Origin of the sequence: Oceanirhabdus seepicola, from assembly GCF_023684385.1 — a bacterium.
GTDB classification, from domain to species: domain Bacteria; phylum Bacillota; class Clostridia; order Clostridiales; family Clostridiaceae; genus Oceanirhabdus; species Oceanirhabdus seepicola.
This window is the reverse complement of sequence record NZ_JAGSOJ010000001.1, coordinates 877,957-891,135: the sequence shown is the minus strand read 5'-3', so window position 1 is coordinate 891,135 and position 13,179 is coordinate 877,957. Positions and strand designations below refer to the sequence as shown.

At 33.8% G+C, this 13,179-nt stretch carries 13 protein-coding genes; all 13 read left to right on the top strand.

Features of this window, described 5'->3' with window-relative positions:
- Positions 1–403, top strand: a 403-nt coding sequence (locus KDK92_RS03855; protein ID WP_250857733.1) for a DUF5018 domain-containing protein, incomplete at its 5' end; no start/stop codon positions are given.
- Positions 404–841: 438 nt separating this feature from the next.
- Positions 842–1,600 (top strand): hypothetical protein, encoded by a 759-nt coding sequence (locus tag KDK92_RS03850; RefSeq protein WP_250857732.1) that lies wholly within the window; start codon positions 842–844, stop codon positions 1,598–1,600.
- Positions 1,601–1,967: 367 nt separating this feature from the next.
- Positions 1,968–2,585, top strand: coding sequence for a TetR/AcrR family transcriptional regulator (locus KDK92_RS03845; protein ID WP_250857731.1), 618 nt, complete (start codon positions 1,968–1,970; stop codon positions 2,583–2,585).
- Positions 2,586–2,598: 13 nt separating this feature from the next.
- Complete coding sequence (locus KDK92_RS03840) at positions 2,599–2,850, top strand: hypothetical protein (protein ID WP_250857730.1); 252 nt, start codon at positions 2,599–2,601, stop codon at positions 2,848–2,850.
- A 2-nt stretch (positions 2,851–2,852) separates the two neighbouring features.
- Positions 2,853–3,005, top strand: a complete 153-nt coding sequence (locus KDK92_RS24895) for a PEP/pyruvate-binding domain-containing protein (protein WP_420852324.1) — start codon at positions 2,853–2,855, stop codon at positions 3,003–3,005.
- 334 nt (positions 3,006–3,339) lie between these two features.
- On the top strand, positions 3,340–5,235 hold the full coding sequence (locus KDK92_RS03835; protein WP_250857729.1) for a PEP-utilizing enzyme: 1,896 nt from the start codon (positions 3,340–3,342) through the stop codon (positions 5,233–5,235).
- Positions 5,236–5,237: 2 nt separating this feature from the next.
- A complete protein-coding gene (locus KDK92_RS03830; RefSeq protein ID WP_250857728.1) occupies positions 5,238–6,071 on the top strand; it encodes a PHP domain-containing protein in 834 nt (277 codons plus the stop codon).
- A gap of 77 nt (positions 6,072–6,148) precedes the next feature.
- Positions 6,149–6,388, top strand: a complete 240-nt coding sequence (locus KDK92_RS03825; RefSeq protein WP_338115240.1) for a DEAD/DEAH box helicase family protein — start codon at positions 6,149–6,151, stop codon at positions 6,386–6,388.
- Between the two features lie 430 nt (positions 6,389–6,818).
- Positions 6,819–7,742: an AraC family transcriptional regulator gene (locus KDK92_RS03820; protein ID WP_250857726.1), complete on the top strand. Its 924-nt coding sequence runs from the start codon at positions 6,819–6,821 to the stop codon at positions 7,740–7,742.
- Positions 7,743–7,954: 212 nt separating this feature from the next.
- The gene (locus tag KDK92_RS03815) at positions 7,955–10,255 is read left to right on the top strand and encodes an excinuclease ABC subunit UvrA (RefSeq protein WP_250857725.1); all 2,301 of its coding nucleotides are present in this window, start codon (positions 7,955–7,957) and stop codon (positions 10,253–10,255) included.
- Positions 10,255–11,277 carry a serine hydrolase domain-containing protein gene (locus KDK92_RS03810; protein ID WP_250857724.1) on the top strand — a complete coding sequence of 341 codons (1,023 nt, stop codon included), beginning with the start codon at positions 10,255–10,257 and terminating at the stop codon, positions 11,275–11,277. Before KDK92_RS03815 ends, KDK92_RS03810 begins: the two co-directional genes overlap by 1 nt.
- 399 nt (positions 11,278–11,676) lie before the next feature.
- Entirely contained in the window at positions 11,677–12,633 is a 957-nt protein-coding gene (locus KDK92_RS03805; RefSeq protein WP_250857723.1) for a hypothetical protein, read from the top strand.
- Between the two features lie 177 nt (positions 12,634–12,810).
- Positions 12,811–13,155, top strand: a complete 345-nt coding sequence (locus KDK92_RS03800; protein WP_250857722.1) for a hypothetical protein — start codon at positions 12,811–12,813, stop codon at positions 13,153–13,155.
- The last annotated feature ends 24 nt before the right edge of the window (positions 13,156–13,179 follow it).

Sequence of the window (13,179 nt, the reverse complement as noted above, 5' to 3'; positions counted from 1 at the left end):
GAGCAGTGAAAAAGAAATAATAGGCTTTACATTGGCAGAACAGACAGGGGCAGCTGATATAAAAAATGGAAATCATACAGTAGAAATAGAAGTAGATAACGGAAAAGACGTAACAAATCTAACACCAACTATTAGCGTATCAGATAAAGCTACAATAAATCCAGATAGTGGAGTAGCTCAGGACTTTAGTAATCCAGTGACCTATACAGTAACAGCTGAAGATGGAACAAACCAGGCGTGGGAAGTAACTGTGACAGAAGCAGCAGTATCAAGCAACAATACCAGCATAACATCAAGTTCATACACAATAAATATTACCAATAAAACAATAACAAATGTACCATACGGAACAAGTAAAAGTCATTTCCAAAACAATATAAGTAAAGGGCAGGGCCAGACATGAGATTATCTTGGAATAAGTGACCCTGTTGTAACAGGAAATAAATTAAAAGTAATAGCAGAGGATGGAACAATAGCCCTCTATAAAATAACAGTAAACAATAAACCAAGTAGTAGTGGTGGATCATCAAGACCTTCAAGCAGTAGTGGAGGATCATCAAGCCGTACTAATGATCCAGTAAATAATATAAGGACATCTGTTACTGATGATACCTATAAAGAAGATGATGAACTTTCGCCACTTGAAGTTAGGATATCAAGAACTAAAAATAAGGATGGGAAGATTAAAGACAAGGTTAAACTTACTAATAATGATCTAGGGGATATTAAAAATGGGTTAAAAAATGAACAAGTTCACTTTGCTGTACTTAATCTAGATGATGAGGATATAGATGAAGCAGATGAAACTGAAGTTCGTTTAACAAATAAATTTCTTAACCAATTGGGTAAGAATGAGATTGGTTTAAAAATCAAGACAGGTAAAATAAATATTGAAATTCCTACTGAAACTGTGGTTAATACTAAAGGTGAAGAGATTATTATAGATATTCGAGAAGCTGATAAAGATGAAGTTCAAGAGACTAATGAGTTAATTATCCAACTGGCTACAGGTGCTGAAGTAGTTACAAAACCTTTAGTAGTTGAAACAAATTATTCTGGGAGGACAGAATTGATCTTACCCCTTGAAGATATAGAAATACCCGAGAATGAAACAGAGCGTCAAGAATTTTTACAATCTTTAATGGTATTTGTACAGCACAGTGATGGTGAAAATAAACTTGAGCGTGGAGAATTACAATATGATAAAGACGGAAATATCACTGGAATATCTATTTGGGTTGATCGTTTTAGTACCTTCACACTAATTAAAAATCCAAATCTTTTAACTACTTTTGAGGGAAAAAAATCCAAATCTTCAAATGAAGTAATGGCTAATAAAATATGGAAAATTAGATTTAATAAAAGTATTGCAAGTAACGATATAGATAGAAAAATTATAGTGCTTGATCATGAAGGTAACATTTTCAATACTGTGATTGAAGTAATTGACAAGAGAGTTCGAGTTATCCCTTTATCTTACTATGATTGTGATGAAACTTATTATTTGATTATTTATGATAACGTATCTTCTTCTAAAGGTGAGACACTCTCAAATTCTATATGTATTGAATTCAGAATATCGGGAAACCCTTTACAATGATGATTTGGAATTTAGAGAACCTGTATAAGAATTTGATCAATATAGGTTAAATATAAAAGGGGATATTATGATAATGCTGAAGTGATTTCTAAATGGGGATGGGAGTTTCCATTTATACGGACATAACAGCAATAGTGGTGGTAAAGAAGGTAAAGTAGTTTTTGGTGAAAATGATAATTATGAAGTTTGCTTTAGAAATAGATGATGCTGTTATATTAGGACTAAATTAGAAAACCTTTTAAACACAAAGGGTTTCACTGATTTAGTCCATTTTTTATGCTCAAAAATTAATGTTGACAACTTCTGTCTAACCCCTCATAATTAAATTAGACAGAAGTTGTCTAAATTCATTGTGAGGAGTAATCGAATGCAAAACGAATTTAGTCATATAAATATAAGTAATGAAAAAGTAAAGCGTATAATTATTGCTGCTTTTGAAGTGTTCAGCAATAACGATTACGCGAAGGCCTCAACGAATATGATTGTTAAAAAAGCGGATATTCCAAGAGGCGTATTATACCACTATTTCAAGGATAAAGAAGAGCTATACAATTTTATATTCTATTATTCAGAAAAAATATTTAGTGAAAATCTGGAGAAAGAGATTGATTGGCAGGATACGGATTATTTAAGCAGGATTAAATCCACAGTAGTAGCAAAGGCAAACATTATGTCTGAATATCCTTTCATAACAGAGTTTTTAGCAAAGGTTTATAAAGAACTTCCTCCCGAAAAATATTCAAGTATGTTTAGAAAAGATAATATTCTTAAAGAGAAGGTACTCGGATATAATCTAGATTTTAGCTCCCTTAAAGAAGACGTTGATATCGAGATGTTCAAAAAGATTGTTTATTATGCTTTTGAAAGTGAGATTAAACATTTTATAGATGCCAATGGAATGGAGAACTTATCTCCTAAAATAAAAGAGATTATCCAGGCAATCGATAAGCAAATTGAATTTTTTAGAAAACATTTCTATAAATAAAAGGAGAACAGCTATGAATAAGAAAACATATGTATTTAGTACAAAAGAAACACCTAAGCTTACTGAGGTTGGTGGCAAGGCTTTAGCCTTAATCGAAACAACTAATGCAGGGTTTCCCGTTCCCGAGGGGATAGCACTGTCGGTATCGTTCTTTGATGAGTGGCTAAAAGACATAAAATCATCAAATGAGTGGAAGGCTCTACTTGACGACACTACAAAAGTAAACTGCGATCTAGTGAAAAGTAAGGTAGATATGACGAGGTAGCTATCAATGCATCATTTGGACTTGGTGAAGCGATTGTATCTGGTATAGTAACGCCAGATACGTATATAGTAGACAGCGGTGAACCCTCCCACCAGTTGCTCACGCAGAACTGGGGGCTTCTAGTATCATGTACTAGAATTTTTCCTGTTTCCTAGAACATCGCCATATAGGGCTTATGCGTTCTCCACAGGCTTGACTTTCCCTAGGACCTAGGGTAGTTACCGTTTTGCGGTATTCTAAGTTGCCTTAGATATTTTACGTGATGGAGGCTAAGCTTGGTTTTCGCTATATTCGTATACCCATCACAACCTTATATATCTAGTTATCAAAGAACATTTATACTTATAGTATATACATTTTTTGATGATTTTACACTTGTAAGCTATAGTATCTTCAGAAGGATATCGAACCCTTCTGAAAATAGTATTATCCATCACCCAATTATAGAAGATGGGCGACTTCCATACAATTACGGTTAAAAACGTAATAATGGAAAAACAAGTTAATGAAAAGAAAATAGCTGTGCTGTTGAAATCCGATGGTGGAATAGTAGAAAAAGCAAATAAGGATCCGAAAAAACAAGCACTTACAGATGATCAAATTTTTGAGCTTTCAAAGCTTATTAAAAATTGCGAGAAGCATTATGGTAAGCCAATGGACACCGAGTGGGCTTTCGAGGGTGGTAAACTATATCTTCTACAATCAAGACCTATAACCACACATCTGCCTCTCTTTTCCGAGCTTTTAACGGAGCCTGGTGCGGATAAACTGCTTTACCTTGATTCGATGGGTATGACTCAAGGAATTACTGATTCCTTAAGTGTTTTGGGAACAGAAATTTGGGCAGAAGTCATGGAAGCGATAAAAGGTGCGCTATTAATTACTTCAATTGATGGAACAATGCCTACCCTTCATGGAAGACAATACTTCAATCTTTCAAACCTACAAAAAGGTCTTGGAGAAAAAATAGTTGGTAGTATGACAAAAGACTATGATGCTAATGTAAAAAAAATACTTGCTGACTTGGATATGTCTGAGTACATGCCATCAGAATTGCCTGAAAGTCTCAAAGGAATTAAGGGAAACGTTGCGAAGATGTCCTTAAAGTTCTTACCACCTGTATTTAAAGTTATGTTTGGAGGACACGAGAAGCCAGCAGCAGATTATATAAATGCTTCTAATAGTGTGATGAATCGTGCTAACAATTTTAGTCCTGAAAATGACTTCAACAAGACAACGGATAAAGCCATTGAAGATATAGGTACAATAATGAACACAATTGGAATAATGCTCGCAGGTATGATTTCAATCAAAAAAATAAATAAGATGTTTAAAGGACATGATGTTGAAAATGAGATTACTGCACTTTCTATGGACTTAGATGGCAATCCAACCAGTGAAATGGGACATTTGATGTTTAAATTGGCATCATATGATGAACTTCAAAATACAAAAGACAGCAAAGATTTTGTAAAAAAAATAAATAAAAAGTCTTATTCTAATAAACTGCTAACGGACTATAATGAATTTATTGATAAATTTGGTGTTCGTGGATTTAAGGAAATTGATATTGCTTCTCCACGAGCTTATGAAGATATCGGTTCTATATACGACAGACTTAAGGAAATTAATATAGAGAGCAGTCAGATTTCCAATGTAAAACAAAAGAGAAAAGAAAGTTATGATAAACTTTATGCCATTGCCAAGGAAGGGAAGTTTGAAAAGAAATTTGTTAAACAGGCTGAAATTTATCAGGCAACATTCGGATATAGAGAGCATCCCAAATACGTTGTCGTATATGTTATTGCAAGATTACATGATCTTTGTTTGAAGATAGGTAAGCAATTCGTAAATCAAGGAAGACTAGAAAATGCTTATCAAATCTTTGATTTGCATAAAGATGAGATAACAAAGGCACAAAAAGATAAGAAGTTTGATTTGATGAAGCTTAGAGATAAAAACCTAGCACCATATAAAACTGTTGAGCATGTAAAGGATTGGCCATTAGTAATTGACTCTAGAGGTAAGATATTTAAGCCGAAGATGGAAATAAAAGATGGTGACTTAGTTGGGACTCCAATAGCAGTAGGTAAAATCAGAGGCAGAGCAAAAGTATTGCATTCTCCTTATGAAAAACCTCTTAATCCGGGTGAAATTCTAGTTACCACATCCACTGAACCATCTTGGACGCCTATATTTATTAATGCAGCAGGAGTAGTAATGGAAATCGGTGGTCCTCTTCAACATGGTGGGATCATTGCAAGAGAATATGGTATCCCGTGCGTTAGTGGACTTATGGGCATAATGGATATCGTAAAGGACGGAGACCTGCTTGAGGTAGACGGTACAAATGGTATCGTAAAAATCGTAGAGGAGGCGAAGTAAATATGTTATGTGATCTTCATATACACACATATTATTCAGATGGGATACTAACCCCATCTGATATAATTAACGAAGCAAAAGACAAGGGAATAGGTCTTATATCCGTTACAGACCATAATACAACGGAGAGCTATCCAGAAATAACCGAACTTTGCAGAAGGAACAATATTGATATCATACAAGGTGTTGAAATTGACTGTATGCTTGAAAACAAGCGAGTACATGTTTTAGCATACGGATTTGATTTAGAAAATGAAGATCTGCAGGATTTACTAAAAATCACGAAAAGGGAAACTGATGAAAATACAAAAAGTACTATTTACAACATGGCGAAGGATTATAATATCGACTTGGATGATTTTGAAGAGTTTTGCAGTAAGCCGCAGGAGTATTCTCATTTTGTAATTGAGTATTTGCTGAAAAAGGGTATTATAAAGACGATGCAGGAGCTTATTCCTATATACAAAAAATATGGAGAGGACGTTAGTAGCGTTAAACTTGAAGATATCTCTACAGTCATAAAAGTAGTTCGTGATGCAGGTGGCAAGGCTATATTAGCTCATCCACAGGATGTTTATAAGGAAGAAACCTTAGAATATCTAAAAAAGGCAAAAGATTTAGGTATTGACGGAGTTGAGTGTTATTGTCCTTGTAAAAACCAGCATTTGACACCTGAAATTGTGGATTTTGCCAAAGAAAACGATATGCTTATAACAGGCGGCTGCGATGCTCACGGAGGCATTTTATCAATAGTAGATGGTGTTGAGCTTTCAATTGGCGTTGTTGAGATCAATTTAGATGATTTGAATTTAGGTAGTATGGCGAAAAGTATATAGAGGTCTGTAACGCCAAATAGTTGTTTATCAGAAATAAAGAAAGAACCAATAATTAGACGCATTATTGGTTCTTAAGGATACTCTTTGTTGCTCATAAGGTGGATATACTAAAACAGGCTGAGAATACATTCAAACTTGTTTATCCAGATAAAGAAACATGTATATTTAATGGAGATAGTAAAGCGGTTAAAGGAGACATGGTATTTGCTAGTGTTCAGACTCTTTGGAAGAAGGAATATCTGAATGATGAGTATTTCTCAAAGGATCATTTTGACTATTTGGTTATAGATGGTGCTGTTATAATAGGACTAAATTAGAAAACCTTTTAAACACAAGGGTTTTGCTGATTTAGTCCATTTTTTATGCTTTAAAAAATATATTAGTAATTAATTTCATAAAATATGGTTTTAAAAATGATTAGCAACGTAGTAGGAATACGTCGCAAGGAGTCATTATAATCATTGAATTTACTCACTTTACGAGATTTTATAACGTTAATACAAGATGTAGAGTTTTCAGTTTATAGTGATACAACTGGAAAATTAGTTCAAAAAGGACTTACAGATATTGAGGGATACTTGAAGTTTTCTGACTTACCTTATTGTTATGTTATAATAGGTTATTGCGAGGGGAAACATTGACTATTTTAGATTTTGTTTACTAGCAAACAATAAATAGCTAATGTTTTCTCTTCTATTAAATACAAGATTTTAAAATATTTGATTTATATAATGAGGGGGATAATTTATGACAAATTCTCAAAGCAAAAAAGAATATTTACGTCGTATTTATAAAGTACAAGATTATATAGAAACTCATTTGTATGATTCACTTAATCTTCAAGAACTTGCAGTTGTTGCAGGTTTTTCAAAGTTTCATTTCCACAGAATTTTTAAAGGAATAGTGCAAGAACCTTTATCACAATACGTAAACCGTTTGAAGCTGGAGAGAGCTGTCTTCTTACTTATTCACCGTCCAGATATGACAGTTACTGATATTGCTTATCACTTTGGTTTTGCTGATTCAGCAGTTTTCTCTCGAACATTTAAAAATCATTATAAAGTAAGTCCAAATCACTATAGAAATCAATATAGCAAGAATCGCAAAGATCCTTATAAACTTTCTCAATATAATGAAGGTGTATCGAAAATTGAAGGCAAGAGTAAGGGTGAGTTGGTTCAAGGAAATGTTGAAATATTAATGGTTGATAACATAAACGTTGCTTATCTTAGGCACATTGGTACATATAAAGATTTAGCCATTACTTTTTCAGAAGTTTTGGAAAAACTATTTAAATATGCAAAGGATCAAAATCTTACCATATTCGAAAAAACAAAAGTATTAACTGTTTATCACGATAATCCTGAATTTGCAAAAGAAGATCAATTAAGGACTAGTCTTTGTATGACAATTGCTGATAACGTTGTTGTGGAAGAAAACAGTGACATTGGTAGTATGATGATACCTTCCGGGAAATATGCTGTGGGGCATTTTGATATTTTTCAAAAGGAATATAGTGGAGCTTGGGATTTTATGTACAGCGAATGGTTATCAAATAGTGGTTACCAACCACGTGATTCCTTTGCTTTTGAAGTCTACAATAATGACCCAAATACTCATCCTCAAAATAAGCATTTGGTTGATATCTACTTACCTATCGAACCTCTTTAATAACCAAATTCAACTTGCCTCTATTCTTGCTTTCAAGGGATTAAAGCACCCAACTTTATAGTTTGATACAAGTAATAAAATGAGGTGAATTTATGAAAGAAATAAAAATTCAAGGAGCACGAGTTCATAATCTGAAAAATTTAGATATCTCTATCCCAAAGAATAAGCTCGTAGTTGCAACAGGCGTTAGTGGTTCAGGTAAATCAAGTCTTGTGTTCGACATCATATTCGAAGAAGGGCGTAAACAATACCTTCAATCCTTAGGCATATTTGCTGGAATTGACAATGAAAACAAATTTGATAGTATTCAAGGGTTAGGTCCTGCCATAGCGGTTAAACAAAATATTATCCGCCAAAGTAATCCTCGTTCAACGGTAGGTTCAAAAACAAGTATTATTAATATGCTTGCATTACTCTATGCAGGTGAAGGACAAATAATCTGTTCCACTTGTGGGACACCATTGGATGATAATCTTATCTGTGCTAACTGCGGAAATGTAGAAGAACGTTTGGAACCAAGTTATTTCTCATATAACTCTTCAAGTGGAATGTGCATGAAGTGCTCCGGACGTGGATCATATTTTAAAATTAACATAGAAAAACTGATTCCAGACAATGATACAACTCTAAAACAAGTTTTTAATATGGTTAAAGTTACTCCCGGTTACATGAAACTACTGCAGAAAAAGTTTAAAGAGTATTTTTCAATGCCATTCTCTCAATTGCCAGAAGATGTGAAAAATGAAGTGGTTTATGGTTGTTATGAAAACGGAAAACGCAGCTATTCTTTGATAAGAATCTTTCAAAGACGTTATCAAAAGGGGGAAGATTTAAATGGTATTTATACTATGACTACTTGCTCTGACTGCCATGGATCTCGAGTTGGAGAAGAAGCACGCAGAGTACTTTTAAGTGGCAAGCATATTGGTGAACTTGGGAAAATGACCATTTCAGAAATACATAAGTTTCTTGAAGGATTATTAAAACAAGCTATATTAACTCAATTTGGGGAGAACTTGCTTAAAGATATACTAGTCAAGACGAAGCATTTAATAAAATCCCGCTTAGGTCATCTATCCTTATACAGAGAAATGTCAACTTTGAGCGGTGGAGAAATCCAAAGGCTATTTCTAAATGCCCATCTGGATTCAAAGATGGATTCATTAATCTACGTGCTTGACGAACCAACAGCAGGATTACATGAATCTGAAAAGAGCGATATTTTGAAATCCATTAATAAATTGAAGGAATTAGGTAACACAGTCATTGTGGTAGAGCATGATAAAAATACCATCAAAATGGCAGAGCATATTATTGATATTGGACCCAAAGCTGGTATACGTGGGGGGCAGGTAATATATCAGGGAGACTTGGAAGGTTTACTTCAATGTAAGGAAACAATCACAGGGCAGTATCTTTCAGGTAAGTTAACTATGCCAAGCAGAACAACACATCAAAGTATTATATATGATGAAGAAAGACCAAGGATTGTCATTCGGAATGCAAACACAAATAATCTTAAAGATGTGACTGTATCATTCCCTTTAAGAGCTATGGTGGGAATAGCTGGTAAGTCAGGAAGTGGGAAAAGTTCACTTATAGCAGATACGCTACTTCCTCTTATTAAAAGCTATTTTAATAACCAATTGGATAATGATAGAACAGATATTGAAGAAAATGAAATAGATAATGAAGATGAATCTGTAGTGGAAGAAACCGTTGCAGATAGACTAGAGGGTATGGAATATATTTCAGGATACGCAGAAATATCTCAAGCTCCAATTGGTAGAAATATGAATTCAAACCCTGTCTCTTATATTGGTATCTGGGATAAAATACGTATCCTGTTTGCTCATCAACTAGAAGCAATCGAACAAAAATTCACTGCAGGCCATTTTTCATTCAACTCCAAAGGTGCTTGTTCTAAATGTGGCGGCAGTGGTTATGAAAAAATATGGTTAGCAAGTAATTTAAGCATAGATAAAACATGTAGTGAGTGCCATGGGAAAAGATTTAATGATGAGGCTCTATCTATTAAATATAAGAATAAAAATATCCACGATATCCTTGAAATGAGTGTGTCTGAAGCGGTAGGTTTTTTCGAAGATAATATAAGTATAGTGTCAACCTTGAAAGTTCTTGAACAAATCGGCATGGGTTATATCAAACTAGGTCAACCTACCCCTACTTTAAGTGGTGGTGAATCCCAAAGGATTAAACTTGCCAAAGAGATTGGCAAAAGACGAAAAGGTAATATTCTTTATGTGCTGGATGAACCCACTACAGGTCTTAGTCTACATGATACCGCCAAACTTATTAAGTTATTGGATGAACTTATAGCAAAAGGAAATTCTGTCATTGTGGTTGAACATGATACAGAAGTTCTAAAAACCTGCGATTGGATTATTGAACTTGGTCCAGAAGGAGGCGAAAAAGGAGGATATATCATTGCAGAAGGTTCTCCCGGGACGCTGAAAAAAAACTCAAAATCTATAACAGGGAGGTATTTATAATGGAAAGAGACTACTGGCCAACTATTAAATGGCAAAATGCAGACCCCGTAGCAGTAGGAATGGACTCGAAAAAGCTCTCAGAGCTTGAACCTATTATAATGTCGCAATATAACAATATAAATGGGATAGTTGTTGTACGTCAAGGAAATATTGTCTTTGAAAGATATTATAATGGTTATGGTCCTAAGGATACCTTCCATGTAGCATCCGTGACAAAAAGTATTATATCTGCCCTAATTGGTATTGCAATAGACAAAGGATATATCAAAAGTGTTGATCAGAAGGTGCTGGATTTCTTCCCTGAATATGTTTCTAATCCTGCTGATATACAGAAAGGAGCAATAACCATACGTAATCTTCTCACAATGACTGCTCCATATCCCTTTAAGAACTGGCAGGAACCGCTAGACAGACTGTGTAGACAACCAGACTGGGTAAAATATACCCTTGACCAACTAGGGCAAAATGGAAAAATTGGCGCTTTTAAATATTCCACTGCAGGAGCTCACCTACTTTCTGCTATCATCGCTCGTGCCACAGGAAAATGCGCCCGAGAGTTTGCCAATGAGTGCTTATTTCAACCTATTGGCATGAGGGTAATTCTGGATTATGAAATGAAAGCATATGGATATGAAGATTTATTCGGGAAAAATGTAAAAGGGTGGGTCAAAGATCCCATTGGTAACTCCACAGGTGGATGGGGACTTACACTAACCCCTAGAGATATGGCACGATTTGGATTTCTATATGTGAATGGTGGCGTTTGGAATGGTAATCATATTATTTCTAAGTCATGGATTGATGAATCAACAGCAATGAACTCCAACAAATATGGTTACCTATGGTGGTTACAGGAAGAAGATGGAGTCTTTGCATATTCAGCGATAGGTGATGGCGGTAATATCATTTGCTGCATACCAGAAAAAGACTTGGTGGTAGCAATCGCATCTAAAATAATCACTAAACCTCGTGATAGATGGCAGCTTATTAAGAAGTGTATCCTTCCTTCTGTAATAGACTAAGTATATTTCCACTTTCATAAATTAAGTAAGTGTGAATTAAACGATTAAATTTGTTAGTTAAATTTTGATGAGAGGTACCAACCATATCAGCTATGTCTGATATGGTTATTTTTTTACACCTTAAGTGGGTTGATTCAAAATTTTATGCAAAAAGAAATCGCGTGGTGATTGTGACCCTGGTTCATGAAAAAGCAAATGGTAAATATAATAAGGCGTTTATTGATGATAAGTGGGGGAACATGTTACAATATGAAATATGTGTAAATTAGTATTAAGGTTTTTTAGAAGGGGTCATTATTTTTTTATACAAAACACTCTGTAGCCCATGATATATAAGTATTTAAATAATCAAACAGGGAGTCAAACTTGACACTACTTTAGACAAAAGGAGAACTTAATATGAAATATAAAAAGTATTGGGAATTTGAAAGTAAAATTACTACTCTTTATAACCAAAATAAATATAAAGAAGCCTTAAATTTATTAGAACATGCGTCAAAATATCTTCCTAAAAAGGAATTTGATAAATATTTTTTTGAAATAATGCTTTCAAAAGCTGAATTTTATTGTGCAGAAGGAATGTATGAAGAATCTATTGATGTATTATCACATCTAATTAATGAAGGATTTGCATGTGATAATGATATTTTTGACTTAATTGCTATGAAAAAAGATAACAGATATATGGAACTTAAGGGCAAAAACGAACTATTATTAACAAGTGCTAGTGAAAAGGCAGGATTTAAATATGCTGTACATTTACCTAGTAATTATATTGAAGGAAAGAAGTATCCATTATTTATTGCATTGCATGGTGATCCTGGAAATATAGGTGAGTTTAGTGAATACTGGAAACCGGATGAGTTTTTAAAAAGCGATTTTATTTTTGTATATGTTCAATCTTCACAGTTATACCATCATAATGGTTATGGTTGGTTAATAAATTCACTCATTTCTAGAAATGACATTAAGAAATGTTATAACTTAATACTAAACAATTATTCTATTGATGAAAAGTATGTAGTAGTTGGAGGGTTTTCTGGGGGAGCAATAACAGCTTTAGATATTACATTTGCCAATGTTATTCCTATAAAGGGGTTTATCGCCTTAGGTCCAGATATTCCAGAATCATTTACTAATGAGAATGTTAAGCTTGCTGCTGAAAGAGGTGTTAGGGGGATATTTATGGAAGGAGAAGTTTTAATACCATTGGAGGAGCAGGATGAAATGATTAAAGTATTTGAAGAAGTTAATCTACCCTATGAATTCTATGTTAATAAAGGAATAGGACATGCCATTCCATATGACCTACCTGATAAATTAAATAAAGCATTAAGTTTCATATGCAATTGTTAATTTTGATAATTCGGGTGGTGACTGTGACTTTGGTTCTAGGAGATTAAAATCACCTATTAAAAATAGATGATTTAAAAAATATTAAAGTCAATTAGGGGAAATGTTTGGCGACATAACCGTATTAACCTTAATAAAACTATCAATAACTAATTATACTGAATTTGGGAGATGAAAGCAATGATAGACAGCATAAAATATTATAAATTCGTTAAAGAACTTCAGAAATTAGCTGATGAACAGAATTTAAATCTAAAGATTACTCACATTGTTAAAGATGGGGAAGTAATAATAGTATTTAAGCGTGAATTTGAGAAGTTTGGTATGAGATATGAGAAAATTGATCACTTGACACATGATGATATTTTAGGGTGGGTTGACTCAAAGATGTTTGTAAGAAAAGAATTGGGGTGGCTTAAAACCGCAATGGATTCAATAAGAGAAGAAAGAGAAGCAAGAGAAGAAAAAGAAGAAAGAGAAAAGAGAGAAGGGTATGAAAAACCTCAATTATTTCCAGTTAAATAATTGTTGAGGAAGAAATTAAAATAA

Excerpts from the sequence above, each read along its gene's own strand:
- KDK92_RS03845 (WP_250857731.1), top strand. The coding sequence starts at position 1,968 with ATGCAAAACGAATTTAGTCATATAAATATAAGTAATGAAAAAGTAAAG.
- KDK92_RS03840 (WP_250857730.1), top strand. The coding sequence starts at position 2,599 with ATGAATAAGAAAACATATGTATTTAGTACAAAAGAAACACCTAAGCTT.
- KDK92_RS03835 (WP_250857729.1), top strand. The coding sequence starts at position 3,340 with ATGGAAAAACAAGTTAATGAAAAGAAAATAGCTGTGCTGTTGAAATCC.
- KDK92_RS03830 (WP_250857728.1), top strand. The coding sequence starts at position 5,238 with ATGTTATGTGATCTTCATATACACACATATTATTCAGATGGGATACTA.
- KDK92_RS03820 (WP_250857726.1), top strand. The coding sequence starts at position 6,819 with ATGACAAATTCTCAAAGCAAAAAAGAATATTTACGTCGTATTTATAAA.
- KDK92_RS03810 (WP_250857724.1), top strand. The coding sequence starts at position 10,255 with ATGGAAAGAGACTACTGGCCAACTATTAAATGGCAAAATGCAGACCCC.
- KDK92_RS03805 (WP_250857723.1), top strand. The coding sequence starts at position 11,677 with ATGAAATATAAAAAGTATTGGGAATTTGAAAGTAAAATTACTACTCTT.
- KDK92_RS03800 (WP_250857722.1), top strand. The coding sequence starts at position 12,811 with ATGATAGACAGCATAAAATATTATAAATTCGTTAAAGAACTTCAGAAA.